24 protein-coding genes are annotated in these 24,963 nt (G+C 52.3%); 13 read left to right on the top strand and 11 right to left on the bottom strand.

Going from position 1 to position 24,963, the window contains the following annotated elements; all coding sequences use genetic code 11:
- The first annotated feature begins 78 nt into the window (after nucleotides 1–78).
- From FOC35_RS20675 to cybB, 6 genes are all read left to right on the top strand, one after another.
- A complete protein-coding gene (locus FOC35_RS20675) occupies nucleotides 79–330 on the top strand; it encodes an HTH domain-containing protein (protein WP_016536315.1) in 252 nt (83 codons plus the stop codon).
- Nucleotides 331–433: 103 nt separating this feature from the next.
- Nucleotides 434–2,083 (top strand): bifunctional diguanylate cyclase/phosphodiesterase, encoded by a 1,650-nt coding sequence (locus tag FOC35_RS20670; protein WP_016536316.1) that lies wholly within the window; start codon nucleotides 434–436, stop codon nucleotides 2,081–2,083.
- A gap of 133 nt (nucleotides 2,084–2,216) precedes the next feature.
- Nucleotides 2,217–3,911 carry a methyl-accepting chemotaxis protein gene (locus FOC35_RS20665; protein WP_172570055.1) on the top strand — a complete coding sequence of 565 codons (1,695 nt, stop codon included), beginning with the start codon at nucleotides 2,217–2,219 and terminating at the stop codon, nucleotides 3,909–3,911.
- A gap of 126 nt (nucleotides 3,912–4,037) precedes the next feature.
- Nucleotides 4,038–4,322, top strand: a complete 285-nt coding sequence (locus tag FOC35_RS20660; protein ID WP_016536318.1) for a VF530 family DNA-binding protein — start codon at nucleotides 4,038–4,040, stop codon at nucleotides 4,320–4,322.
- Nucleotides 4,323–4,416: 94 nt separating this feature from the next.
- Complete coding sequence (locus tag FOC35_RS20655; RefSeq protein ID WP_172570054.1) at nucleotides 4,417–5,211, top strand: YdcF family protein; 795 nt, start codon at nucleotides 4,417–4,419, stop codon at nucleotides 5,209–5,211.
- 143 nt (nucleotides 5,212–5,354) lie between these two features.
- On the top strand, nucleotides 5,355–5,894 hold the full coding sequence (gene cybB, locus FOC35_RS20650; protein WP_172570053.1) for a cytochrome b561: 540 nt from the start codon (nucleotides 5,355–5,357) through the stop codon (nucleotides 5,892–5,894).
- 94 nt (nucleotides 5,895–5,988) lie between these two features.
- Here the strand turns inward: cybB and FOC35_RS20645 are convergent, their stop codons facing one another.
- Complete coding sequence (locus FOC35_RS20645; RefSeq protein WP_016536321.1) at nucleotides 5,989–6,276, bottom strand: hypothetical protein; 288 nt, start codon at nucleotides 6,274–6,276, stop codon at nucleotides 5,989–5,991.
- A gap of 302 nt (nucleotides 6,277–6,578) precedes the next feature.
- On the opposite strand from FOC35_RS20645, the gene FOC35_RS20640 reads away from it, so the two are divergent.
- Both FOC35_RS20640 and FOC35_RS20635 read left to right on the top strand, forming a co-directional pair.
- Nucleotides 6,579–7,205 (top strand): hypothetical protein, encoded by a 627-nt coding sequence (locus FOC35_RS20640; RefSeq protein WP_172570052.1) that lies wholly within the window; start codon nucleotides 6,579–6,581, stop codon nucleotides 7,203–7,205.
- Between the two features lie 127 nt (nucleotides 7,206–7,332).
- Nucleotides 7,333–7,998 carry a hypothetical protein gene (locus tag FOC35_RS20635; RefSeq protein WP_172570051.1) on the top strand — a complete coding sequence of 222 codons (666 nt, stop codon included), beginning with the start codon at nucleotides 7,333–7,335 and terminating at the stop codon, nucleotides 7,996–7,998.
- A 98-nt stretch (nucleotides 7,999–8,096) separates the two neighbouring features.
- On the opposite strand, the gene FOC35_RS20630 is transcribed toward FOC35_RS20635, so the two are convergent.
- Complete coding sequence (locus tag FOC35_RS20630; RefSeq protein WP_371810711.1) at nucleotides 8,097–8,921, bottom strand: AraC family transcriptional regulator; 825 nt, start codon at nucleotides 8,919–8,921, stop codon at nucleotides 8,097–8,099.
- A gap of 124 nt (nucleotides 8,922–9,045) precedes the next feature.
- Between FOC35_RS20630 and FOC35_RS20625 the strand changes: the two genes are divergently transcribed.
- Nucleotides 9,046–9,933, top strand: coding sequence for an SDR family oxidoreductase (locus tag FOC35_RS20625; RefSeq protein WP_172570050.1), 888 nt, complete (start codon nucleotides 9,046–9,048; stop codon nucleotides 9,931–9,933).
- A 38-nt stretch (nucleotides 9,934–9,971) separates the two neighbouring features.
- Here FOC35_RS20625 and FOC35_RS20620 read toward each other — a convergent pair whose 3' ends face one another.
- The 5 genes from FOC35_RS20620 to FOC35_RS20600 form a co-directional block, all read right to left on the bottom strand.
- Entirely contained in the window at nucleotides 9,972–12,239 is a 2,268-nt protein-coding gene (locus FOC35_RS20620) for a TonB-dependent receptor domain-containing protein (protein ID WP_172570049.1), read from the bottom strand.
- Nucleotides 12,240–12,335: 96 nt separating this feature from the next.
- A complete protein-coding gene (locus tag FOC35_RS20615) occupies nucleotides 12,336–14,441 on the bottom strand; it encodes a S9 family peptidase (RefSeq protein ID WP_172570048.1) in 2,106 nt (701 codons plus the stop codon).
- A gap of 84 nt (nucleotides 14,442–14,525) precedes the next feature.
- Nucleotides 14,526–15,314 (bottom strand): energy transducer TonB, encoded by a 789-nt coding sequence (locus FOC35_RS20610; protein ID WP_172570047.1) that lies wholly within the window; start codon nucleotides 15,312–15,314, stop codon nucleotides 14,526–14,528.
- Between the two features lie 6 nt (nucleotides 15,315–15,320).
- Entirely contained in the window at nucleotides 15,321–16,199 is an 879-nt protein-coding gene (locus FOC35_RS20605) for a ChaN family lipoprotein (protein ID WP_172570046.1), read from the bottom strand.
- Between the two features lie 208 nt (nucleotides 16,200–16,407).
- A complete protein-coding gene (locus tag FOC35_RS20600; protein WP_172570045.1) occupies nucleotides 16,408–16,578 on the bottom strand; it encodes a hypothetical protein in 171 nt (56 codons plus the stop codon).
- A gap of 193 nt (nucleotides 16,579–16,771) precedes the next feature.
- On the opposite strand from FOC35_RS20600, the gene FOC35_RS20595 reads away from it, so the two are divergent.
- From FOC35_RS20595 to FOC35_RS20580, 4 genes are all read left to right on the top strand, one after another.
- Nucleotides 16,772–17,122, top strand: a complete 351-nt coding sequence (locus FOC35_RS20595) for a hypothetical protein (protein ID WP_172570044.1) — start codon at nucleotides 16,772–16,774, stop codon at nucleotides 17,120–17,122.
- Between the two features lie 351 nt (nucleotides 17,123–17,473).
- Nucleotides 17,474–18,013, top strand: a complete 540-nt coding sequence (locus FOC35_RS20590; protein ID WP_172570043.1) for a dihydrofolate reductase family protein — start codon at nucleotides 17,474–17,476, stop codon at nucleotides 18,011–18,013.
- 126 nt (nucleotides 18,014–18,139) lie between these two features.
- Nucleotides 18,140–18,415, top strand: coding sequence for a metal/formaldehyde-sensitive transcriptional repressor (locus FOC35_RS20585; RefSeq protein WP_016536335.1), 276 nt, complete (start codon nucleotides 18,140–18,142; stop codon nucleotides 18,413–18,415).
- Nucleotides 18,416–18,443: 28 nt separating this feature from the next.
- The gene (locus tag FOC35_RS20580) at nucleotides 18,444–19,562 is read left to right on the top strand and encodes an S-(hydroxymethyl)glutathione dehydrogenase/class III alcohol dehydrogenase (protein WP_172570042.1); all 1,119 of its coding nucleotides are present in this window, start codon (nucleotides 18,444–18,446) and stop codon (nucleotides 19,560–19,562) included.
- An 82-nt stretch (nucleotides 19,563–19,644) separates the two neighbouring features.
- On the opposite strand, the gene katG is transcribed toward FOC35_RS20580, so the two are convergent.
- From katG to FOC35_RS20560, 4 genes are all read right to left on the bottom strand, one after another.
- Nucleotides 19,645–21,819 carry a catalase/peroxidase HPI gene (gene katG / locus FOC35_RS20575; RefSeq protein WP_172570041.1) on the bottom strand — a complete coding sequence of 725 codons (2,175 nt, stop codon included), beginning with the start codon at nucleotides 21,817–21,819 and terminating at the stop codon, nucleotides 19,645–19,647.
- A gap of 826 nt (nucleotides 21,820–22,645) precedes the next feature.
- A complete protein-coding gene (locus FOC35_RS20570; protein WP_172570040.1) occupies nucleotides 22,646–23,209 on the bottom strand; it encodes a hypothetical protein in 564 nt (187 codons plus the stop codon).
- Nucleotides 23,210–23,231: 22 nt separating this feature from the next.
- The gene (locus FOC35_RS20565; RefSeq protein ID WP_172570039.1) at nucleotides 23,232–23,699 is read right to left on the bottom strand and encodes a hypothetical protein; all 468 of its coding nucleotides are present in this window, start codon (nucleotides 23,697–23,699) and stop codon (nucleotides 23,232–23,234) included.
- A gap of 230 nt (nucleotides 23,700–23,929) precedes the next feature.
- Entirely contained in the window at nucleotides 23,930–24,874 is a 945-nt protein-coding gene (locus FOC35_RS20560; protein WP_172570038.1) for a hypothetical protein, read from the bottom strand.
- Nucleotides 24,875–24,963 lie beyond the last annotated feature (89 nt).

Genomic DNA, 24,963 nt, shown 5'->3' with positions numbered 1-24,963 from the left:
ATATTCTGACAGCGGGTGACAAGACCTGTCATCTGACTGCGCTAATATTCCTGACACCTACTTGCGGGAGAAACACTCATGACCCCCCCCGAAAAAAACACGCTGCTGGCGGACCGGATTGCCGGTATCTTTTGTGAAATGCTGAGCTGCGAGCGCGTGTCCCGTCATCAACTGGCCAGCAAATTTGGCGTAAGCGAACGCACGATTTACCGGGATCTCCGGCGGCTCAGCAACTATGTTTATCATGTCGGCGACGATCAGTACGCGCTGAGCCGGGAAGTGACCCAGCAGATGGAAAATTATCTGTTGCGGGTAAAGCGTAAAAATTGATTTCACCAGAGGGGTGAACGCATAAAGCTTCATAGCTACGCTGCCGATAATGCGGTAAATTTTTCTTTTTATTAATGAAAACCACAATTAACCCAAGGGCAAGATGAGTACTGAAAGCTTAACTGATATCGCCTATCGTCACTTTGTGGAGAGCGTTAAAGATTACGCTATCTACATGCTAAATATTGATGGCACGGTCGCAACCTGGAATGAGGGCGCGCTGCGGGCAAAAGGGTATCAGCGTGAGGAAGTTGTGGGGCAGTATTTCGGTATCTTCTATAGCGAGGCCGAGCAGGAAAACGGCCTGCCGGCGCGGAATCTGACCATCGCCCTGAAACACGGCAAGTTTGAAGGCGAGGGATGGCGCTATCGCAAAGATGGCACCCGCTTCTGGGCTCATGTGGTTATCGACGCTGTTTATGACGACAACCAGGCATTACTTGGCTTCGCTAAAATCACCCGCGACGTCAGCGAGCAGAAAGTGGTCATCGACAAAATGTCGTGGCTTGCCCGCTATGACGCGCTAACCGGCCTGCCGAACCGGGTCGAATTTTTCTCTTTTGTCGAAAAATTGTTTACCGAGTCCGACTATAACCACATCGCAATTTGCACCGTTGACCTGGATAAATTTAAAGAAATTAACGATACGGAAGGTCATCTCGTGGGCGACCAACTGCTACAGCGCGTGTCTGCTTCGGTGCTGAAGGCGATTGAAAAGGACGAGATCGTTGCCCGCTTTGGCGGCGATGAGTTTGTTGCGGCCAAGCCCTATAACCACGATGACGAGCTGCGTAATTTCACCGAGCGCCTGCACGGCTGTTTTGTGGGCAGGCAAACTTTCGCCCACAGCGATATTCTCGTTAGCGCCAGCATCGGCGTGGCGGTTTACCCCGACGACGCCACGGACATCAACACGCTTATCAGTAATTCAGATCTTGCTATGTACCGCGCCAAAGCCAATCTGGATAACAAGATTTGCTGGTACGAAAAAGACATGGATGAGAAGACGCGCCTGCGTAACCTGATGGCGGCAGACATTCGACGCGGCCTGAAAGAAGGGCAGTTTTTCATTCATTATCAAGAAAAACGCTCGCTGAAGGATAAGGCCATCACCGGTTATGAAGCCCTGTTGCGCTGGAATCACCCCGAGCACGGGCTTATTCCGCCGGATGTATTTATCCCGGTCGCCGAGGAGAGCGGTGCAATTGTTCCGCTCGGTTACTGGGTTATCGAGACGGTGTGCAAAGAGTCGCTGGCCAATAAAATCGACAAGAAAATCTCGATCAATATCTCTCCGGTACAGCTGCGAAACCTGAGCTTTATCGACAACGTGCGCGAGATTTTAATGCGCACCGCGTGGCCGATGACGCTGCTGGAGTTCGAGGTGACCGAAACCGCCTTTATCGTGAACAAAAAGCTGACGTTTAACATTCTGCATCAGTTCCAGAAAATGGGCATCAGCATCGCGCTGGACGACTTCGGCACCGGCTACTCTTCGTTGAGTACCCTGCGGGAGTTTCATTTCGACGTTATCAAGCTGGATCGTAGCTTCCTCACCAACGTGGAAAGCAACTTCCAGGCTCGCTCCTTTGTGCGCGCGATAATCTCGCTGGGCAATTCGATCAATACCCCGCTGATTGCCGAAGGCGTAGAAACCAGCGAGCAGTTGCGCATTCTGGAAGAAGAGGGCTGCACCGAGATTCAGGGATTCCTGTTTGGCCAACCGGTCGATATCAAGAATATTCATCGCTAAGGTGTGATCTGCTTAACTATCCGGACGTTATTTAGCGGCATTAACTCAAATCTGTGACGTAGCGCGTAATGTTTTTCCCCGACGGGGCCGATGACCCGGGAAGGGATTTCCCTTTGCAAAGCGAGTCACGGATATGTCGATAAAAACTCTGACCCCACAAGGCGGCGTGCGTTTCTGGCATCACATCAGGCTGGTGCCGCTGTTTTCTTCTATTCTTGGCGGCATTCTGCTGCTGTTTGCGCTGTGTATCGGCTTCGCCAGCTATTTCCTGGTGCAAAGTGACCAGGCTTTGCAGGACGTGACGGAAGAGATTCAGGTGCGAATGGGGATTGCGGACAGCGTTAACCATCTGCGCTCGGCGCGTATTAACCTGATTAACGCCGGGGCGGCGAGCCGCGTGGCGGATATGGACCAGGTGAAGCTGAATAATGCCAATGCAGAAGCGTTAATTAAGCAGGCTCAGCAGGGCTTTAATACCTATATGGCCCGGCAGGTAAAAACGCCAGCCGATCAGGCGCTGGACAAGGCGCTACAGGATAACTTTGCGGCCTACCTTGAAAAAGGGATGAAGCCGATGCTGAAGTTTGCCAAAAACGGCATGTTTGAGGCGATCATCACTCACGAAAGCGAAGTGGTGCGCAAGCTTGATAACGACTACAGCGACAAACTTCAGAAGGCCGTTGCTATCCGCACCGAGCGGGCAAATCTGCTGCGGACAGAAGCCGAGAGCCGTACTCGTCTGAGCGTGGCGCTAATGGCCGGAGCATTTGGCCTCGCGCTTTTTATGACGGTATTTACCTTTATCATGCTGCGCCGGGTTGTTATCGGTCCGCTGCAAAGAGCGGCATTGCGAATTGAACATATCTCCACCGGTGACCTGACGCAGCCCGAAGAAGCCTGCGGCAACAGCGAAATCGGCAAACTAAGCCAGCATCTGCAACATATGCAGCAGCAGTTGGTCACTACCGTGAGCTCGGTACGCGAGGGCGCAGAGGCTATCTACCAGGGGTCAAGCGAAATCTCTGCGGGCAACAGCGATCTCTCTTCCCGTACTGAACAGCAGGCCTCTGCGATTGAGCAAACGGCCGCCAGCATGGAGCAGCTTACCGCCACGGTGAAGCAGAATGCGGACAACGCGCACCATGCGACTAAGCTTGCCGAAGACGCCTCGAAAAAAGCCAGCGACGGCGGGCGTATCGTTTCTGGCGTGGTCAGCACGATGGATAATATCTCCGCCAGCTCGAAGAAAATCTCCGAAATAACCGCGGTCATTAATAGCATCGCCTTCCAGACTAATATCCTGGCGCTCAACGCCGCGGTTGAGGCTGCACGGGCGGGCGAGCAGGGACGAGGCTTTGCCGTTGTTGCTACCGAAGTTCGCACCCTGGCGCAGCGCAGCGCCCAGGCGGCCAAAGAAATTGAAGGGTTAATCAGCGAGTCAGTATCGTTGGTTGATGATGGCTCGCGGCAGGTAGCCCAGGCAGGAGCGACAATGACCGGCATCGTCGAAGCCGTGCGCCGCGTGACGGATATTATGCTGGAAATAGCCGCCGCCTCCGACGAACAAAGCCGGGGAATTTTGCAGGTTGGCCAGGCAATTCATGAAATGGACAATGTGACCCAGCAGAACGCTTCGCTGGTGGAAGAGGCATCCGCAGCTGCGGTATCACTCGAAGAACAGGCCGCTCGCTTGACCGAGGCCGTAGGGACCTTCCGCCTGAAAGCTGGCTTATCTTCACAGCCTAAAAGCGGCTATGTTGCGCCCGCCGCTAAAGGTGCACCTGCTCGTCCGGTCGCCGTCTCCGCCGATAACTGGGAAACCTTCTGACGGCATCAACCGGGCGGCGTTCGCAACGGCTCGCCGCCCGCGTAGTGATTAACGGGAGTGCCCGGTTGCGCCGGGGTTTTAGAATCAGTAAGGTGTGCGCAAATTTACAAGATTTCGGAATAAGTTATGAGCACTCAGCATTCAAAAGATCCGCTGCACGGCGTTACGCTCGAGGCGCTGCTGAATCATTTAGTGGCGCGCTACGGCTGGGCTGAACTGGCGAAACAAATCAACATCAACTGCTTTAAAAGCGACCCCAGCGTGAAGTCCAGCCTGAAATTTCTGCGCCGTACGCCGTGGGCGCGCAAGGAAGTTGAGGAACTGTATATCGCTTCCCTCGATGAGCCGCAGGAATCTGATACTCAAGCGGATAACCCGTGGGCCAACTGGCAGGGCAAAAAAGGCGACTAATTATGCTTAGCGGCCTTTTCAGCCGCATCTGATAGGCCCGGTATAAAGGCCGGGCTATGCTGCCTGCTGGTTTTTAACATGGAGGGACCAGTTGATGATGACATTTCCGACCCTGAGCACCCCGACCATTCAGGCTATTAACACCGTGGGCCGCTGGCTGGCAGAGAATGATTTTTCCTCTGCACCGCAGTCCCAGGAGGCCGATTTAATTATTCTTGCCGGTAACGCAGTGATGCCGACACTCGACGCAGCCTGTGAATTTGCCGCAAACGGTGAAAAAACATTGCTGATAACCGGCGGTATCGGGCATTCCACGACTTACCTTTATGGGGCTATCGCAGGCCACTCGCGCTATAACACTATTCCTACCACCGGGCGCTCAGAAGCGGCGATTATCCGTGATATCGCCCACCAGTTCTGGAAAGTGCCGAACGAAAAAATCATTACCGAAGAGAAATCGACCAACTGCGGTGAAAACGCGCGCTTCAGCCTTACCACGCTTGCTGAGTACGGGCTTAACCCGGGGCGCGTTCTGCTGGTACAGGACCCAACCATGCAGCGCCGTACGGTCGCGACCTTTGCCCGTGTCTGGCAGGATGAGCCGCAGCAGCCTGAATGGTTAAGCTGGCCCGGCGTCGTGCCTGAGCTGATAGCCGACGAGCGAGGAGACATTTTTGCCGGTAACCTTGAAGGAATGTGGCCGCCGGAGCGCTACGTTTCACTGGTGCTCGGTGAGATCCCCCGGCTACGTGACGACGCCAGCGGCTATGGCCCACAAGGACGAGATTTTATCGTGCATGTTGATATTCCGGCGGAGGTTATGGCCGCCTGGCACACCCTACAGCAGGATATGGCGCTAAGCGCCTACATGCGGGAAAGGGGTCTTTAACTCCCCAGCCTTGCCCTGATTACCGTTATCGCCAAAAAATTACACGCTGAAACAAAATGCCGACCATAATTCATTGATGTTAATGAATTTTTAATGTTTCTTCGTTATCCTGGTATTTAACGTTTTCAAGGGCAGGGCAGATTATGCGCAACAAATACACCTCACTACAGATTTCGCTCCACTGGCTGGTGTTTCTCCTGGTGGTGGGCGCTTATTGCGCGATGGAATTGCGCGGATTCGCGCCGCGCAGTTACCGGCCGCTAATCAACTCTATCCATTTTACCTGTGGGATCTCGGTACTGGTGTTAATGGTAGCCCGCCTTCTGGTGCGCATTAAGTTTCGCGCTCCGGCAATCGTGCCAAAGCCGCATCCGGCCATTATCGGCATCTCCCATCTGGTACACACGGTGATTTACCTGATATTCATTGCGCTACCGCTGCTGGGCTTCCTGACGGTCTATTTCAGGGGTGTCGAATGGGTGGCTTTTGGTATTCATATGCCGGTTGCTGCAATCCCGGATGAAGACAGGGAATTCGACCTGAAATCCTGGCATGAGCTTATCGCCAATACCGGTTATTTTATCATCGGCATTCACGCCTTTGGTGCGCTGTTCCACCATTACGTCTGGAAAGATAATACTTTACTGCGCATGATGCCGGGCAAGAGCGACCGCGAATCATAATTTAATGCAAACAGGCATAGAGATTATATATTTATCCTGGTTAATAAGATAAATAGCTCTATGCCTTTTTATTGCACAATATATTAATTCTATTTCATGACTTTGCGTTCACGTCTTTTCCTGGAGCAAAATAAGTTTTTAGTGCGGCAATGGAGAGCGGGCCAGTATATGTCCATTTAAATTCATTAGTTACCGATGTTTCTTTGACGCTAAGCTCGACATTGCTACCTAATGCAATAAGGGTCGTCACGCGAAAAGCCGGGGAGGCTGCGAGCCTGATAATACCCAAAAGCGGCGTAATAGTTCCTGAAACCTGAGCCGTTTCGTTATTCACCGAAGGATCAACCTGAAAAGAATTAACGACTTCAATTTCTTCTGACATGTTATCACCTCAATAAAATTGCAGGCCATTAGCGATCTGTGCATTTAAGCGTAATGAACGAATGGAAAACTGCAATTCGTTCAGGAAAATAATTATCTTTTTATAGTTTACTGGTTTTGCATTATGTGTAGCGCCACTTAATGATTGAAAATATATTTATCGCCTCGCTTAGGATATATTTAATTACCGTCATTGCTAATTTAAAAACATCGCTGATAATGAATTTATCTCGCATCACATTGCAATGTACCGAGGCGGGATAAAGACTCACACAGCATATATATCTAAGAGGAAATAACATTATGTCTTCCTATTCTATTTCTGTGTTAAATGCCAGCGGTGCGCCGGCAAATGTTGCTATTTATCAGACTTACCCGAGCATCGTCGGGCTGCCGCTGGTCTGGCTGCTGCAAACGGTCAACAACGGTAATACCAATACCTACAACTGGACAATTGACTGGGCACTAAACTGGGGGACCACGGCTCAGCCTCTGGCCCCGGGCGTGCTCTGGAGTTCTGGCGGGCCGCTTCAGCAAATGGACCCGATAACAACGGGCGGTAATAACGAAATGGGGGTGACCTATAGCAGCGGTCAGTTCCAGACAAAACCCCCGGCTTTCCATGATGATGCTGTACCAAGAGGGAGTATGTTAGTCAAAACGGACTCCACTTTTACCGTGACACAATCTCTTGCTATGAGCCTGGCAGTGTATATGAATTCGCTGCCTGCATTTGCTATGCAGGGGAAACCAAACGGTAATTTCCTGTTTGATACCCATCCTACTTATTGGATCTGTACTACCGACTCAAAACAGGGCGTTGCGGTATCCGGGACATTTGTCAGTAGCCCAACCCAATTTGCCTTTGCAGACGGCATCAGCTCGCTGAATTTTAAACTCGATGAAACTCTGAAGTTTGTTCCTATTTAATTCAGTTGCTACCGCTATTTATTTTTAATCTCAATATCTTAATGTAATTTGGCAGGCCGGTTTGCCTGACACGCAGTCTGGCTTGCCTGTTACTGTTTTTTATATTTTAATGATGAGGCACTGATATATGAAAAGCGTGTCGGTCACTAATTGCAGCGGAGTTGGTCAGAATATCGCACTTTTTATTAATGATGCATCCGGTGGCGGAGTGTACTCCCTGGTCTGGCAATCTGCCTCAGTAAATAATGAAGTGTGTTATATTTTTTCATGGGATGAAAATGCATTTGGGCTTGGCTGGGGGAATACTACGCGACCAATTGATGCGGGCGTGTTATTTACCAGCGGCCAGGCTCCAGCCTCGGTAGAGCCAAACGTCGCTGGCGGAAGTAATGCGCTACCGGTTCAGTATAATCAGGCTGGGTTTTATTCCGGCACACCTTATTTTGATGGGCAAACAGATACTAATTTAGAAATTATAACGGATAAAAGTTTTACCGTTGATAATGCAGCGACGATGAATATTGCATTATATTTGAGCGGCAACCCTTCTTTAGTGATGAAGGGCATGCCAAACACCAGCTATATATATGATACTTCGCAGATCTCATATTATTTAACCGTGACTAATCTTAAGACGGGTTTTACCCTGCCTGAATTAAACTTGCTGCCGGCGCGTAGCGCCGCGACACCGGCTTCAATCAGCGTTAGTACGCCGAAGAAAATAGTGTTTGCTCCCCAGGCGACAAGCGCGAGTTACACGCTGACCAATACGCTGGTTTTTCAGGCTAACTGATAATGTTTGTCGGAGTCTTCATTGCTCGCCTCGTGGGCATATTGCCGCGGCGAGCAGCCAATTACCCGCTTAAACGCTTTACCAAAAGCACTTTCCGATTAATAACCCAGCCCGGCTGAAATTTGTGCTAACGACTGGCCCGTTTGTTTCAGCAGGTTGCAGGCCAGCATCATGCGCCAGCGCGTAAGGTAATCGATGGCGGATGTTCCGGTAACTTCTTTAAAGCGTGCGGCAAAGGCCGAGCGGGACATGCCTGTGCGTTCGGCAAGTAATTCCAGCGTCCAGCTAAACGCCGGATCTTTATGCATGCAGCTCAGCGCGATATTAAGTTGCTTATCGGCCAGGGCATACAGCCAGCCCACGGAGGGCCGGTTTGCAAGGTGCAGCCGTAAAGCCTGGATCAGCATCATGTATGCCAGTTGTCGGGTAATAAGTGCGCTACCGGGTTGAGGGTGACGCACCTCGTCGGCAATGCGTTCCAGCGACCAGCGCATCGCCGCTTTACCTTCCGGCTGCTGGATGCAGACTACCGGCGGCAGCGAACTCAGCAGCAGGTCTGCCGCTTCCCCGCTTAGGACAAAATGGCCGCCAACAAGAAAGCAGCTTTCCTGCTCGCCGGGCAGGACGTCCGGCCCCAATTTCCCCTGCTGGCGCAGAGTATAGAAATCTACCGGACTTGCGTTCAGGTCCGTCGTCAGGCTGAAAGAGGGGCCTGGCGGCAGCAGGTAACAGTCTCCGGCCTCCAGGCGTATGGGCTGACTGATACCCGAGACCGTAAGCCAGCAGTTGCCGGACACCACGGCGTAACATTTGATGCCTGCATGTTCCGGCCACCGGATAGCCATATTCTCAAGCAGCGCGACACCGCCGGAGGCATAGTTTTGCGGTTTCAGTAACGAGAGCAGATCGGAGAGCGGATCCATATTAACTCCGGACGATAAGACCAAAAGTAGCGACTTTTGAACATTGTTCGTATTTATCACCCTGTTTACAGTAAATCCCGTTGGACGGCAACTCAGTCCTTAGTTACTCGTTGGGATAACAGATATGCGTATTTTTGTTACCGGTGCGACCGGCTTTCTTGGCACAGTTATCGTTCAGCAGCTAATAGCTTCTGGCTACCAGGTTCTGGGTTTAACGCGTTCCGAACGCGGGGCCGAGCTGCTGAAATCCCTGGGGGCTGAAGCACACTTTGGCAATCTGGATGACCTGCCGGGTCTTCAGCGTGGAGCGCAGGCGGCTGACGGCGTTATCCATACCGCTTTCAACCATGATTTTTCGACATTTGCCGCAAATTGCGAGGCGGATGGCAAGGTTATTGCGGCTCTCGGGGATGCGCTGGCCGGATCGGACCGGCCTTTAATCATCACTTCTTTTGTTGCGATGGGAGCCAGTGAACCAGGAAAACCAGCAACGGAAGACGGATATAACATTCAAACGCCGAACCCGCGTAAAGCGACGGAAATGGCCGGGGTTGCACAGCTTGAGAAGAGGGTGAATGTCTCGTTTGTCCGCCTGCCGCAGGTGCATAACACCGTTAAGCAGGGCCTGATTAGCCCGCTTATCGAACTGGCGCGGGAGAAGGGCGTTGCCGCGTGGATTGGAGAAGGGAAAAACCGCTGGTCTGCGGTACCGCTGGAAGATGCCGCTCGCCTTTATGTTTTAGCGCTGGGGCTAAAAGTGCCGTGTGCGCGCTACCATGCCGTTGCGGAAGAGGGCATCACGACCAGGGAAATAGCGGAGGTTATCGGCCAGGGGTTGGGCATTCCCGCTCAAAGTATTACGCAACAAGAAGCGGAGGCGCATTTCGGCTGGCTTAACACGTTCGCCGGGCACGATATGTCAGCCTCCAGCGAGCTGACCCGCCAGCGTACCGGCTGGCAGCCGGTGGGGCCGACTTTGCTCGACGATCTCAGAAACATGAATTACCGCTAAATGTGCGCCGCCCGGCGTTAAACCGGGCGGCTTTTTCATCAGAAGCGAACTTCCCCGGCAAATATCCAGGTTCTGCCGCGTGCGCTATTGGCCGCGTGGGTTTCATCCCCCAGGCCAGGCATCATATTGAGCTTATTCAGCGCTTCCGAATAGTCTCGGTTCATCAGGTTTTGCACGCTGAGCTTCAGCGTCAGGTTGCGGTTAAATTCATACGTGCCATAGAGATCGATAATCGTCGGGATCTGCGGCAAGTCTTGCTTGATAATGTCGCCGGTGTTCTCGTCGGTTTCAAAGTCCGGCGACAGGCGGCGCGCCTTCCCGGTGTATTTCACGATGGTGCCGAGGGTTAACGCTTTATCAAAGAAGCGCACGCCGGTGTCCAGCGTCATGTATTTTCGCGGCAGCTCTGTGATGTCACCTGCGCCAAAATAGGTGCTGGCGATAGAAGTGGGCTGGTCGGTGCGCTGCTGGCTGAACGACAGGCGGCCAAAAGCAAAGCCCGCGTCGTAGTCCATTTCCAGCTCGAAGCCCTTCGCAGTAACGCCGCTGGCCGAGTTAACGTAAATGTACATGTTGTCGCTATATTCTTCGCTCATATCCTGCCAGTTGTTGCCCAGCAGCTCCCTCATGCTGCATTTACGTCCGCCGGAGCAGACCTGGTACGACTCGCTGTAGATATAGTTTTGGATCTTGCTGCGGTACACCAATGCCTTGAAGCGCAGGGCGTCGCTATCGACCAGCAGATCTTTGGTATCAATATTAAAACCGGTTTGCCAGGTTTCAGCGCGTTCAGGTTTTAAGAACGGGTTCATGGATGCTCCGCCGGAGTTGGAGAAGAACATCTCCTGAATATTTGGGGCACGCATCGACTTGCTGTAACTCACAAAAGGCTGAAGCCAGGGGGTAACCTGGGCCGAAAGCTGGGCCGATGGGTTAAAGCCGCTCTCTTTTTCGTCAATATCATAACTGCCCTGCGGGACGCAAATAACGCGGGTATCACACGCTGGTTTGTGGCCGGTGATTCTGTTGCGGGTGTAATTGAGATTTAAGTCCGCCTCCCAGATGCCGCGCGTCACCTTCAGCCCGGTATACAGCGCCGAAATGTCTTGCTGGCCGGAAGGGGCAAACGGGTTGTTTTCAATTGATTCCTGATTTTTTTTCTCGTTGCCCGCCGCCGAGTGAATAATACGGTCGTAGCGGGTGCGCATTAGTTTGCTGCCGAGGGTAAATTCCAGGTCGTTATCCGCTAAGGTGAAGCGGCTGGTGTTGTTGATGTCCAGCGCGTTGGAGCGGTTTTGCGCTGACGTGTTGTAGAAGGTATACAGAGAATCGTCGCGGTATTTTTGGTTGCCGCGGCTGGTACTGGCCGTTAGGTTGAAATCAATTAACTCTGAGAACGGCGTGTAATGATATTTAAGATAATAATCATCGCTGGTAATGTCGCGGCGCGTGAATCTGTTTTCATAGGTTCTCGCAGAAAGTTCGAAGCTATTAAATTCGTTCGGCTTGATATCCATCTTATACAGCTGGGATTTTGGATTCTGCTTCATATATTTATCATAACCAAACTCCTCGCTACTAATGCCCGAACCGTTTGAGAAATTAGAATAAACAGAACTGCCGCTGACGGCGGCCATTGCCCCGAAGCTGCCGGTATCGGTAAATGCCTCTGTTTTCCCGGCTACCGCAATCATTCCGCTGCGCCCGACGCCGTTGCTGCCGACCGAGAAGCGCGAGCGCAGGCCGTAAGCATTTCCGTCAAACACCACATCGTCCACGCCGATCGTGCGCATATTTGCGCTACCGGCCAGGGCGTTAATACCCGCTGAACCGCTGCTGTCGCCGCGTGTAACGTCAACGGCCACCAAAAAGTTAGGGTCAATAAGCACCCCGGCCTGGTTATTGGTTGAGCCATGCTGCGTGGTGCCGGAGGTTGAGCTGCCGTAAAAACTCTGGGTTATGCCGTCCACCATGGTATTCACGCGGCCAAAACCGCTCATACCACGAATATTCACGCTTACCGCTCCCTGGCCCGGGTCGATTTGCGTGTAGGTGCCGGGCATGCTGCGCAGGGTGGCGTCGAGCGATTGCAGGTTTTTGTCGGTGGAACGGGAGCTGGTTGCTCCGGTTTTCTCAAGCGCCTGCTGCTCGGGCGTAATATTCCCGGCGGAAACGTTGAGCGGGCTAAATTCCGCCGAACCTTTTTTATCACTGCCGGATGATTCATTTCCCGATTGTGCGTAAGTGCCGCTGCTGAGCAATAGCATGCCCGAGCCGATGGCGGCCGCCAACTTATTAACGTTCATAAATGTCCTTGAAAGTATTGTAATAAAGAATAATTGTTATTTTTATAATTATGCGGCGTCGGGCTTTCCCTCCCCGGTTAAGAGGAGGGCGCCAAATTACCGTTGTTTATCTGCTTCCAGAATAAAACTGTATTCCACGGCGGTATTTTCCAGGCGTTTAATGCGCCCGGATTTACCGCCATGCCCGGCCTGCATATCGGTCAGCAGCAATATTTTTCCGTCGCCCCGCTGGTTCTCACGTAGCTTCGCCACCCATTTCGCGGGCTCCCAATATTGCACCTGCGAGTCGTTTAACCCGCTGGTCACCAAAAGATTTGGATAATCGGCCGGTTTCACGTTGTCATAAGGGCTCCAGGATTTGAGCCGCAGATAATCTGCTTTATGGTGCGGATTTCCCCACTCATCATATTCGCCCAACGTCAGCGGGAGTGAGTCGTCAAGCATGGTGGTCACAACATCGACAAAAGGTACCTGAGCGACCACGGCATTAAACAGCTCCGGCTGCTGGTTGATAACGTTGCCGACCAGCAGGCCGCCCGCGCTGCCGCCCATGGCGTAGAGCCTGCCCGGCTGCCCGTACCCTCGGTCGACCAGAGCGTGGGTGGCATCAATAAAGTCGTTGAAGCTGTTCTGCTTATGCTCCAGTTTCCCCTGCTGATACCACGCCTGGCCCAGCTCACCGCCGCCGCGCACATGTACCAGAGCAAACACAAAGCCCCGATCCAACAGGCTGAGGCGGTTGGCGCTAAACGCCGGGTCCATGCTCATGCCGTATGCGCCGTAGCCGTAGACCAGCAGCGGGCTGTGGGCCGGTTTGAATTTATGCTTGTTGTAAACCAGCGAGACCGGCACTTTTACGCCGTCACGCGCGGTGACCCAGATACGTTCGCTGTGGTAATCCTGCGGTTCGGTGTTATTGACCTGCTGGCGTTTGAGCAGAGTCCGCTCGCCGCTTGCCAAATCCCACTCATAAGTGCTGGTTGGCGTTGTCATGGAGGAATAGCCGTAGCGCAGCTTGCCGGACTGAGGGTCGGGGTTATAGCCGAGCCATGCCATATAGCTTGCATCGTCAAACTTCAGCGTTTCTTCGCTGCTGTTGGCCCATTTAATTTTACGGATTTGGCTCAGTCCGTCGCGGCGTTCGGCAAGCACCAGCCAGTCTTTAAACAGGCTAAAACCTTCAACCATTTTATCCTGCTGCGGGGCAACAACCGCGCGCCATGAGTCGCCGATGGTCGCGGTCTGGTAGAGGCCAAAGTTTGCGCTTTCCTGATTAGCTCGCAGGTAGAATTTACCGTCAAAGTGGTCGAGGTAATATTCGACACCAGGCCTGCGGGCGCTAAACAATACCGGCGCGGCTTCCGGGTTATCCGCGTCAAGCAGCCGGGCTTCAGATGAGGTGCTGGCGCTAAGCGTGATTATCAAGTAGCGGTCGGAGGACGAGCGGGAGAGCCCGATATAATAGCCGCCGTCCTGCTCCTGATAGACCAACTGGTCTTCGGCGGTTGGTGTGCCGGGTTTATGCCGGTAAACCTGGTAAGGCACCAGCGTTTGCGGGTTATTACGAACGTAAAACAGAGCGCTGCCGTCGTTCGACCAGACCATATTCCCCGAGGTATTTTCGATAACGTCGGGCAGCCATTTTCCGCTCTGCAAATCGCGTAGCGCCAGGCGATACTGGCGTCGCCCGCTGGTGTCTTCGGCAATCGCCATCATCCGGTTATCCTGGCTGACTACCTGGCCCGCCAGTTGATAATAGGCCTGACCTTCGGCTCGCTGGTTGCCGTCTACCAGCGTTTGCCAGACCTGGCCACCGCTCACCGGCTGGCGTTGGCTAACGGCGTAGTTTTTCCCCGCCGGGTGAATATCCTGATAGCGATAGCCGTTTTGCTGCCAGGGCACGGAGCGGTTTTCCGGGCTCATCCGGGCCACCATCTCCTGGTAGAGCTTGTCTTTTAGCTCTGAAGAAGGGCGCAGCACCTCGCTGGCATAGCGGTTTTCCGCTTCCAGATGGCGCAGAACTTTGGCGTTGCTGCGGCTGTCATCCCTGAGCCAGAAATAGTTATCGATACGGACATCACCGTGCCCGGTAAGCTGGTGAGGGATTTTTTGCGCAACGGGCGGCTCAACGGCGGCGGTCAGGCAACTGGCGTAGAGCGAGCAGGCGATAAACAGCGGCGTAGCTTTCCATAGGTTTTCCATGATGCATCCTTTAGTTTTGGCTGAGGGGCAGCCTGCCGGGAGATTCAGCATAAAAGTAAGTTCGGTGGAACAGGGGCTAAGGCGCTAGCTTCGCCTTAGATCCGTAAGGTCAAAAGTAATCGGCATTTTCACTTTATAAACCCCGCCTTGTAATATTTCCGACGGCGGTTTGGGCAGTGGCTGGGCCCGTTCGAGCACCGTAACCGCCTCGCGATCCAGCGAGATTGTTCCCGAGGAGGCGGCCAGAGAATTGCCGATGACCGTGCCGTCTGCATTAACGGTAAACGTTACAACGGCAGTGCCGATACGGGCTCGCCTGCGGGCATCGGCCGGGTAGCGTTTATACCGGTTAAGGTGGCCTTTCACCCGGCTTTCCCATGAGTCTTCAAGGTTGTCTCGCTTTGGCGAGTCACTGTTGAAAGGGGCGGCAATACGGGATGAAACAACCGCAGCCTGGGGCGCGGCATCGCTGGAAACGGCGGCCTGGCTGCTGTCGCTGGTTTGATTTTTAACTTTGCGCTGCGGGCGCGGCTTCTTCTTTTCACCCTCGGCAGCTTTTTTCTGCCGCGTGACTTCAATCACCGCATCCTTGTCTTCAGGAATGGCCTGCTGCTGCTTGTTTTCGGCCTGCTGCTTTTCCTCGGCGGCAGCAGATTCCTGCTGGGCAATTCCCACTGGCTGCTTAACGGGAGTCGCGGGTGCTTCAATATTGTCCGACCATTGCAGCATGACCGCCGGAGCTGGCGGCAGAGAGGGCTGTACGTCGGCAACCTGCCAGATAAGCGCAAGAAAAAGCAGACTATGGAGCAGCAGAGAGAAAACAAATCCGCCGCTCCATCTTCCCGTCCGCGGCGCGTAGAGAATATCCGTCATCCACTTTTACCGTTTTGCCGCAGCTGGCTTCACAAACCACACGTAATCAGCCTGGTCAGCGGTAATGTTCATGCCTTTTTCCGCGAGCATTAATACTACCGGGTGGGAAGCGGGGGCGAGATCTTCCATATGCAACGGTACGCCGATGCTTTTTGATGCGTGATAACCGCCAGCAATCAGCACTGCCGGAGCGGGGGCGTTCAGCAACTGCTGTGCCATATAGCGGTCGCGCTGCTGCTGAATAGAGAGCATCGATTTAAGCTGCTGACTCTCAATATTGCCCTCATGCATGGCGATAATGGTTGCGCGCAGTGCGTCCTGAACGGCAGGAGCGGTAGATTTTTTCCCTTCGGGGAATTCGGGCTTTTTATACAGCTCCATGACCCGGCTGCGGTCGATGTTGGCATTAAGCAGCGGGTAAGGCGCGCGCAAGGCTTCGGTAACGACGCCGCCATACATCTCCCACGGCCAGCCTTTTTGCCAGCTTAGCAGTTCCTGAATACGGCCATCGCGTACGACAGGATCTTCTTTCAGCCAGTTTTTAACCTGGGAAACTCGCGGCTGCTGGCCTGCGGTGAGCATTTCAAGCAGCACGCTGCCCTGAGGGCGCTGGCGAGCCAGGTTCTGAATCAGCCAAAGCTCAATTTCATGATGTTCGGCGTTATCGTGTTTCTCGCCGACGATAAGCCGCGGCGCGGCCGCAAGCTGCGTTAATAGCTGGCTTTCGGTCAGCGTTTTGCCGCTGTGCAAGTCGAGGATCTGTCCTTCGACAACGGCGGCTTTGAGTGCCGATGCTTTCGGCTGTGGAGGAGAGGTTTGGCTGCAGGCGCTGAGGCCCAGGCTGGCTAACGCTATCAAAGAGCTAAGGATCAATTTTTTATGCATATCTTTGCCCGAGGTGGCCTTCACTGGCCGCTGTTATTGATACCGATCGGTTTATAGCGGGCGGGATGTTAACAAATAAATTTGCCTAATGATACTCATTATCATTTGCATTTGATTTGTAAGGTTATCTTTTTGTCGTAAAAAATCCTTGATGCAGAGAAAACGCCGCATATAAGCGGCGTTTGGCGGGATAAAATAGTGAAAGACGCTAACGAACGTAGCGCGGGGCGGGATGCGTTGAACTCAGGTGGCCGCTAATCGCCCGGCGATCTGCTTCCCAGGCATCCCATTCGCTTCCTTCCTGTAGGGAAGGGATGGTGACTTTTTCCCCGGCATCCAGACCGGCAAGCGCGGCATCCACCATATCTTCGGTTGTCATTACCCATGATTGCGGCAGATTTTGGTGGCCGCCCACGCCCGCAATGTTCCAGAAATCCGTTGCCGTTGCGCCGGGCGGAATTTAATATTTCAGATTTTTCATCTACCCTTATTCTTTACATGGTTTTGGTCGCGTGGATAATACCTGAAAACAATTATGATTCAGGCTCCGGGATATTCCTGGAGATGTGATAATGAATAAAAGAAAATCATTGTGGTTTATTGCCGTATTTTGGATTCTGGGTATATCAATCTTTGCTTTCAATCTTCACTTTAAACCGCCCTATGTCGCTGATGCAGAAGAGAAGCTGGAATCGAATCTGACATACACCTTTGGGCCTGGCAACTGCGACAGCCGCGAGGAACCCGACGGAGAATGGGATATCATCTGCGATGTTGGCTATGACAAGCACAGCTTCCAGTACAAGGTTTACCCGGAGAGCGAGAGCGGAGATTTTTATCTTGTCGCGCTAAATACCGATGCCAGAGAAAATGTGAATACCGATTTGCTCTCCTATCTCGATATCAGGAAATCAAAAGGATAATTATTATCATCTTTAACCTGACTAAGAAATTTAAATAATCTCCAATCGTGGCGAATTTATCGCTACCCAGAAGTGCCTGTTGAACTGGCTGGTTGAGTGTTTTAATTGCCGCAAACGCGGCTTTTTTTTATTGGAATAATAATAAGCGGATGCTTCTAAGTATTATTCTTTATTGCATCATTTGAGAAACTCACGGCGGCAACCGGCGGGCTAATACACTTCACACCTCTCCTCAAACACTGCATTGCCTTGAATCAGAAACAAGAAATGTAAAGCCCGGAATTGGGGGCTGGAAATCTATCATTTTTACAATATTATCAATTGGATATTTCTCTTTTATGAGTGATCCCAATGACAAAAATGATCTATTACGTTGCCTCTACGCTGGATGGGTTTATTGCGGATGAAACCCATAACCTGGACTGGCTGATGTCGTTTCCGCTGGGGGAGGACGCCACGCCTTATGACGATTTTTATCGCTCTGTCGGGGCGGTGATTATGGGGGCTGAAACCTATAACTGGATAGTGGCAAACTCCCCGGAGGGTTGGCCTTATGCGGATGTGCCTGCATTTATCGTCACTCATCAAAAGTTAGCCGTACCGGAAGGCCAGCAGATAACCCTGGTCCAGGGCAGCGCAAACGACATCGCGGCGACTGCGCGAGCCGCCGCACAGGGCAAAGATGTCTGGCTGGTTGGCGGCGGTAAAACGGCGGCTTACTTCGCAGACGCCAACGAACTCCAGAGCCTGTTTATCACTCAGATCCCGGTCATTATCGGTTCAGGGATCCCTTTGCTGCCGGTGAAAAAAACGCTGAACTTCTCTTCTGTGAACCAGCGCGTGCTGAAGAGCGGGGCGATTGAATTGCTTGCCGAGGTGAAGTCTCGTTGAGCAGGGCTTAGAGAGCCGCATTGTTCTTCCCCTACATAACAACATGATAACTAGCAATAATTTCTAAATTATCAATCTGCTGTAAATTAATGTACTATACCCCACTACAGTATATAGGGGGCGAACATGCCACACTCACCCGAAGACAAAAAACGCATTCTCACCCGCGTCCGGCGTATTCGCGGCCAGACGGAAGCGCTGGAGCGCGCGCTGGAAAGCGGCGAGCCGTGTCTCGCTATTTTGCAGCAGATCGCTGCCGTTCGCGGCGCAGCCAACGGGCTGATGGGCGAAATGATGGAAATTCACCTCAAAGATGAGCTGGTCACCGGCGACACTTCAGAAGACCAGCGCGCGCTGCGCATGGCGGAAGTCGGGACTTTAATCCGCTCTTATCTAAAATAAAAACACCCTCACCAAAAGGAAGAGAGTTATGAAATCACGTGCTGCGGTGGCCTTTGGGCCGGGTAAACCACTGGAAATTGTTGAACTTGATGTTGCTCCACCACAGAAAGGCGAAGTGCTGGTAAAAATCACCCATACCGGCGTTTGCCATACCGACGCGTTTACCCTGTCCGGCGATGACCCGGAAGGCGTGTTCCCGGCGGTACTGGGCCATGAAGGCGGCGGTATTGTGGTGGAAGTGGGCGAGGGCGTTACCAGCCTGAAGCCGGGCGACCACGTTATCCCTTTATACACCGCCGAATGTCGCGAATGTAAGTTCTGTAAGTCCGGCAAAACCAACCTCTGCCAGGCGGTTCGCGCTACCCAGGGTAAAGGCCTGATGCCGGACGGCACCACCCGTTTCTCCTACAACGGCGAGCCTATTTATCACTATATGGGCACCAGCACCTTCAGCGAATACACCGTGGTGGCCGAGATCTCTCTGGCTAAAGTTAACCCGCAGGCGCCGCTGGATAAAGTCTGCCTGCTGGGCTGCGGCGTCACTACCGGCATCGGCGCGGTACACAATACGGCTAAAGTGAAAGAAGGCGACAGCGTTGCTGTGTTCGGCCTCGGAGGTATTGGCCTGGCGGTTATTCAGGGCGCGGTACAGGCAAAAGCTGGCCGCATTATTGCCGTTGATACCAACCCGGAAAAATTCAAGCTGGCACGCGAAATGGGCGCTACCGACTGCATCAATCCGAAGGATTATGAGAAACCAATCCAGGACGTGATTGTAGAATTAACCGACGGCGGCGTGGACTTCAGCTTTGAGTGTATCGGCAACGTGAACGTGATGCGTTCCGCGCTGGAATGCTGCCATAAAGGCTGGGGCGAGAGCGTGATTATCGGCGTAGCCGGTGCCGGTCAGGAAATCAAAACTCGTCCGTTCCAGCTGGTGACCGGGCGCGTGTGGCGCGGTTCCGCGTTTGGCGGCGTGAAAGGGCGCACTCAACTGCCGGGTATGGTAGAAGATGCGATGGCCGGGAAAATTAACCTCGACCCGTTCATTACCCACCGCCTGCCGCTGGAGCAGATCAACGAGGCGTTTGACCTGATGCATGAAGGCAAGTCTATTCGTACCGTTATTCATTTCGGCGACAAATAATCAAAAAAAGGGAAAGCGCGATGCTTTCCCTCAGGTTGCAAATGAAGGGAGGGCGTAAAGCTCTCCCTTTTTTGTGAGCTAATTACTGTTGCAGGTCGAAACGGTCAAGGTTCATGACTTTAGTCCAGGCGGCGATAAAGTCTTTAACGAATTTCTCTTCTGCGTCCTGGCTGGCGTAGACTTCTGCCAGCGAGCGCAGTACCGCGTTTGAACCAAACACCAGGTCAGCACGGGTGCCTGTGTACTTCACTTCGCCGCTCAGGCGGTCACGGCCTTCGAACAGTTCAGAACCCTCTCCCGTCGCTTTCCATTCGGTACGCATATCCAGCAGGTTGGCAAAGAAGTCGTTGCTCAGCACGCCAGGGCGAGAGGTCAACACGCCGTGCTGGCTCTCATCGAAGTTAGCGCCGAGCGCACGCAGCCCGCCCACTAATACCGTCAGTTCAGGCGCGGTCAGCGTCAACTGCTGCGCTTTGTCGATCAGCAGAGCTTCGGTAGAAGTCGCATTGGCGATGCGGCGATAGTTTCTGAAGCCGTCGGCAGCGGGTTTAAGCAGCTCAAAGGATTCAATATCCGTTTGCTCCTGGCTTGCATCGACGCGGCCCGGAGTAAACGGTACTTTGCGACCGCTGGCTTTTTCGATCCCGACAACGCCTGCCAGCACGATAATGTCTGCCAGAGAGGCTTTGCCTGACGCTTTTTGGATTCCCTCAAGCGTCGGAAGAGCACGGGCGGCGATGGCGTTCACATCCCAGCCGCGCTGCGGAGCCAGCGCCAGGCGAGCCCCGTTCGCGCCGCCGCGTTTGTCGCCGCCGCGGAAGGTTGAGGCTGAAGCCCACGCCACGGAGACCAGCTCGCTCACCGACAGGCCGGAATCAGCAATCGCCTGCTTCAGCGCTTCGATATCGGCGGTGGTAGGCGCGTGAACTGCCTGCGGTAACGGATCCTGCCAAATCAGATCTTCTTTTGGTACTTCTGGCCCTATGTATCTTGCCTTCGGCCCCATATCGCGGTGCGTCAGCTTGTACCAGGCGCGGGCGAACGCTTCGTTAAACGCCTGCGGATCGTTCAGGAAACGGCGAGAAATTTTTTCGAACTCCGGGTCGAAACGCAGCGTAAGGTCGGTAACCAGCATGGTTGGCTTACGTTTTTTCGACGGGTCAAACGGATCGGGGATAATATCCGGTCCGTTAGTCGCTTCAAACTGGATGGCTCCGGCCGGACTGCGGGTTTGTACCCAGTCATAGCCGAACAGGTTTTCGAAGAAGTAATTGCTCCATTGGGTAGGCGTTTGGGTCCAGACCACTTCCAGGCCGGAGGTAATCGCATCCGCGCCTACGCCGCTGTTGTAGCTGTTCGCCCAGCCAAGGCCCTGGGCCTCAAGAGGGGAGGCTTCCGGGTCGGAACCAACATGCGTTGCCGCCGCGGAGCCGTGGGTTTTACCCAGCGTATGGCCACCCGCTATCAGGGCGACAATCTCTTCGTCGTCCATGCCCATATTGCCGAATGTGGCACGAATAGCCGGGGCGGCGGAAAGCGGGTCACCGCTGTGGTTAGGGCCTTCAGGGTTGACATAAATCAGACCCATTTCGGTTGCGCCTAAAGGTGCCTGCGCCAGGGATTCCGGATGACGGTGCTCGAGCCACTCTTTCTCGCTCCCCCAGTTCACGTCGAGATCTGGTTCCCACACGTCTTCACGCCCTGCGCCAAAACCGAAGGTGCGGAAGCCTGCGTTTTCCAGCGCCACGTTACCGGCCAGAATAATCAGGTCAGCCCAGGAAATCTTCTGTCCGTATTTTTGTTTCACTGGCCACAGCAGACGGCGGGATTTATCGAGGCTGACGTTATCGGGCCACGAGTTAAGAGGAGCAAAACGCTGCTGGCCGCGCCCGGAGCCGCCGCGGCCGTCGCGGGAGCGATAGGTTCCTGCGCTGTGCCACGCCATGCGGATAAACAGGCCGATATAGCTGCCCCAGTCGGCAGGCCACCATGATTGAGAGTCGGTTAATACGGCTTTGATGTCGCCTTTCAGGGCGTAGTAATCAAGCTTGCTGAATTCTTTGCGGTAGCTGAAGTTTTCATCCAGCGGGTTGGAACGATTAGAGTGCTGATTTAGCAGATCGACGCGCAGTTGATGTGGCCACCAGTCCTGATTGCTGGTTCCCTCGCCTGCGATGTCCGTGCTCTGGCCCTGATGAAAGGGGCACTTTCCAGCGCCCGCCGGGGAAGCGTTGTGTAAGTCTGTAGAATTGCTCATTTTGCTCTCCGTTTTATATGTGCCCGTTAACCATAGTCTTTACGATTGATAATTAGAATCTGGATGGGCCTACGAATTTGATAGTTGTTACCTTTTAAACGCAAAAATTTATGGCTATCTTATTTTAGAACCGATTGGTCGGTTTGCCGGGCAACCGAGCGCTAAGTGCGCGAAAAAACCTTCATTTCGTCGAGTGTGAACTGAGAGTCCTGCGAGCAATCTCTGCGCCAAACCGCTTGTTCAAATTTGGGGGCTGGGCAACGGTGGGAATGAATGAAACAGCTTCAAGGAGGCATTGAGGAACCACTTGCCACGGGGCGCTATTACTACCAGCTACACAGTCATAAAAAGGGATCATGCGTTTGGCTTCGTTCCAGACTCTTTGAAAATCCGTCCTCTCATGGCCTTCTGCGTATAGGCCTCGATAGAGATCCCCCCGGTGTTCATTTTTGAGCCAATTAACCAAGGGGAGTATATTATCTTGTGTTTTTTCGTTTATTGGATCGTACGTGAAAATATTAAATGAATAATTGAAGTTGCGGCCATTGGCTTTTATTGATGAATTGGATTGATTAATGTCATATCCACTAGTGAAACTATAATCAAGAAGTCCATTTTTTATGTGCTTTTCAATGTCTCGGTCGACTCTGAATAGTTCATAACCTTTGTTGCCTTTGGTTATGGCTTTAAGTGCATAGATCCTTTCAATGCCTCTATTACGTCCTCGACGGGCCGCAATAAGCTTGGTTCGGGCCAATGGAATTATTAAGTCCCTGTATTTTTTAATCCAGCAGTTGGGCTGGCTTTTATCTGAAAATTAGCTATGTCAATATCCGCTGGGTATAATTTTGTGTTTTTTCGATGAAATGAATTTATAATCATTTTTTGGTAAGGAATTTATTGCAGATTGAATCAGATAGTGGTCAATTTCATAAAAGGCATCCGCAACACTTGATGTCCGTTTTTGGTATTCACGCTCTAAATTTGCTGGTGCATCACTGCAGGGTGCATTGTTTCCGTCCAGGTAACGCTGTTTCGCTAGTGCCCCAGCCGCATCTAAGAGCTGTTTCTCATTAGCATTATGGAATGCCAGGCCTTCGGGTACGCGGGGCAGCACGGGGCACTGAGATATGATATTATCAGCCAACTTTTCCTTGGTTAACCATAATTGCGCCATACAGAGATACTTGTGATGTTTGCATTTTATATCTTCATGTAATTTTCTGACTTCATTTCTGTATTTAACGTACGAACTGACAAGGGTAGAAATATTACCATCATGCCAGTCTGATTTTTTAAGAGGACTGACATCCAGAAAAAATAATGCTGGGGAGCTATAATCGTTTAGGTTGCTTTCAGTTATGCCCTCTCGTAGGGCTGAGTTCCACATGCTTTCACCAGCAGCTATTGCCTCAGAGTAAGTATAGGGTTTGACCCGAGGAACGTTGTAACAAACGGGAACCCGAATAAAGAAGGGCAAAATTATAATCATTTAATTTGAGTGATAGCACTGAATTATCTGTAAGATTCAGAAATGGCATTTCGTCTTTGAGAAAACAATCCCACAGCTCGTAAAGCTTATCCAGTTCTTGAATGTTTATTTTTTGGTAGTTCACTCGGCCAGTCTTTATCATCTCACCATAGAGTAATTGATCGTATAGCATTTCAATACTAGCATCGCGCGGGAGAGTGCCGTTATCTATTTTATTTTTAATGTATTGAGCAGGAGAATCCCCCTGTATGTTATTGAAAACCCATTCGCGGGTGAGAGAGTTAGCCTGTAAAAGCGAAGGCTCAGCGGCTTTCGTTTTATTCTCCGGGCTGCCCACGGCCAGAATGCTGCTGGCCAATAATTTTATTTTGTTGTCGTAATCTGCCACTTTCTCTTTGTTGTTAAAAAGATATCCGGCCGCTGCCTAAAGCATTTTTTCTTTACTAACCGGATTTGTTTCTCCCTCAGCAACTGTTTTCAGCAACCCTTTATCGCGGAGCATATCTATGACTTTGTCATTTTGCATTTTTATCGGGGAGGTGAACTGGGTTTTGTTTTGTTTGGGGGATTTTACCAGGCCGGGTGTCTGGCCTGGACTTTCGGTGCTGACAGCTACTGTTATTTCGGTTTTAAATGTCCGCATAGACGATGTTGTTTCTGGAGCGGTAGGCGGTCGCCTGGTCTGAACGCTGCCTGTAGCGTAAGTGCCAGGAGTCGAGGTTGAATTGGCTGAAAGAGAGTAACCTGAGATTCTGGCACTGGAGAGGGATCATTTGGATTCACGGTGATTTCCGCGGCATCTACACCAAAAGTCGAAATCTGCAGCGGGGCTGTGTTGGGCGGGATGTTGTTGCCAGCCATATTGCCAAGAGTATTCCAGCAATGGTTAACACGGATAAAAAGATTGGCGATAGAGGCCGGAAGCCTGAGCAATCCGCGCTGGGCCGCATCACGGTCACTCATCCAGTGTTTTGCAACCAGCGCGGTGACGGCCAAAGCGGTGAACACCGTGCTGGATGATTGATTTTCCTCATCGCCCAGAAACTGGTGCACGAAGGCCTCTCCAAGCCAGCCGGTCACCGTCTCTCTGATATAGCAGGCAGATTGAGAAAAGATAGTGTTGTCGGGCAAGAACCAGGAAGCCAGCCCGAGCGCCTGCAATATCGCTGTATCTATATTTCTGCGCTCGGTAATGGCGCTATACAGACTGTTGGCGGCAATAGCGAGATTGGCGGGAACACCGGGGAGTAATTTTGAAAGACAGAAAGAGAGGATTTTGCTCTCTTCATGGTTGCCAAGGGTTGCCATCAACTGCTGAATGCTACGTCGGCAATCCTCGGTGAAAGGAACAAGTGAGTCTGCATTTTGTTCGGGTGAATTTTTCCCGTTACAGGTGGTGTCGCTGGCATCAAACCAGGCTTCCTCCACCCGGATGCTGTCTTCAGCATCGAACCAGGTGTCCGGCTCCTCCGCTATCAGAATAGCATTGTCCCCTGACGGACTGAATGTAGATAAATATGGAATGTGGGAGTTGCAAGGGGGGCTGATATGAGCATTCGGCATGTTACCTCTTGTAAAAGCTAATATGAAAATAACATTCACATTTAACTCTTTAATTAAGATCTTTAATTAAAGAAAACGCTCTTAATAGT

This window comes from Cedecea sp. FDAARGOS_727 (genome assembly GCF_012273235.1).
In the GTDB taxonomy this organism is placed as follows: Bacteria; Pseudomonadota; Gammaproteobacteria; order Enterobacterales; family Enterobacteriaceae; genus Cedecea; species Cedecea davisae.
Note: the sequence above shows the minus strand (reverse complement) of the source record. Positions and strands in the feature narration are given on the sequence as shown.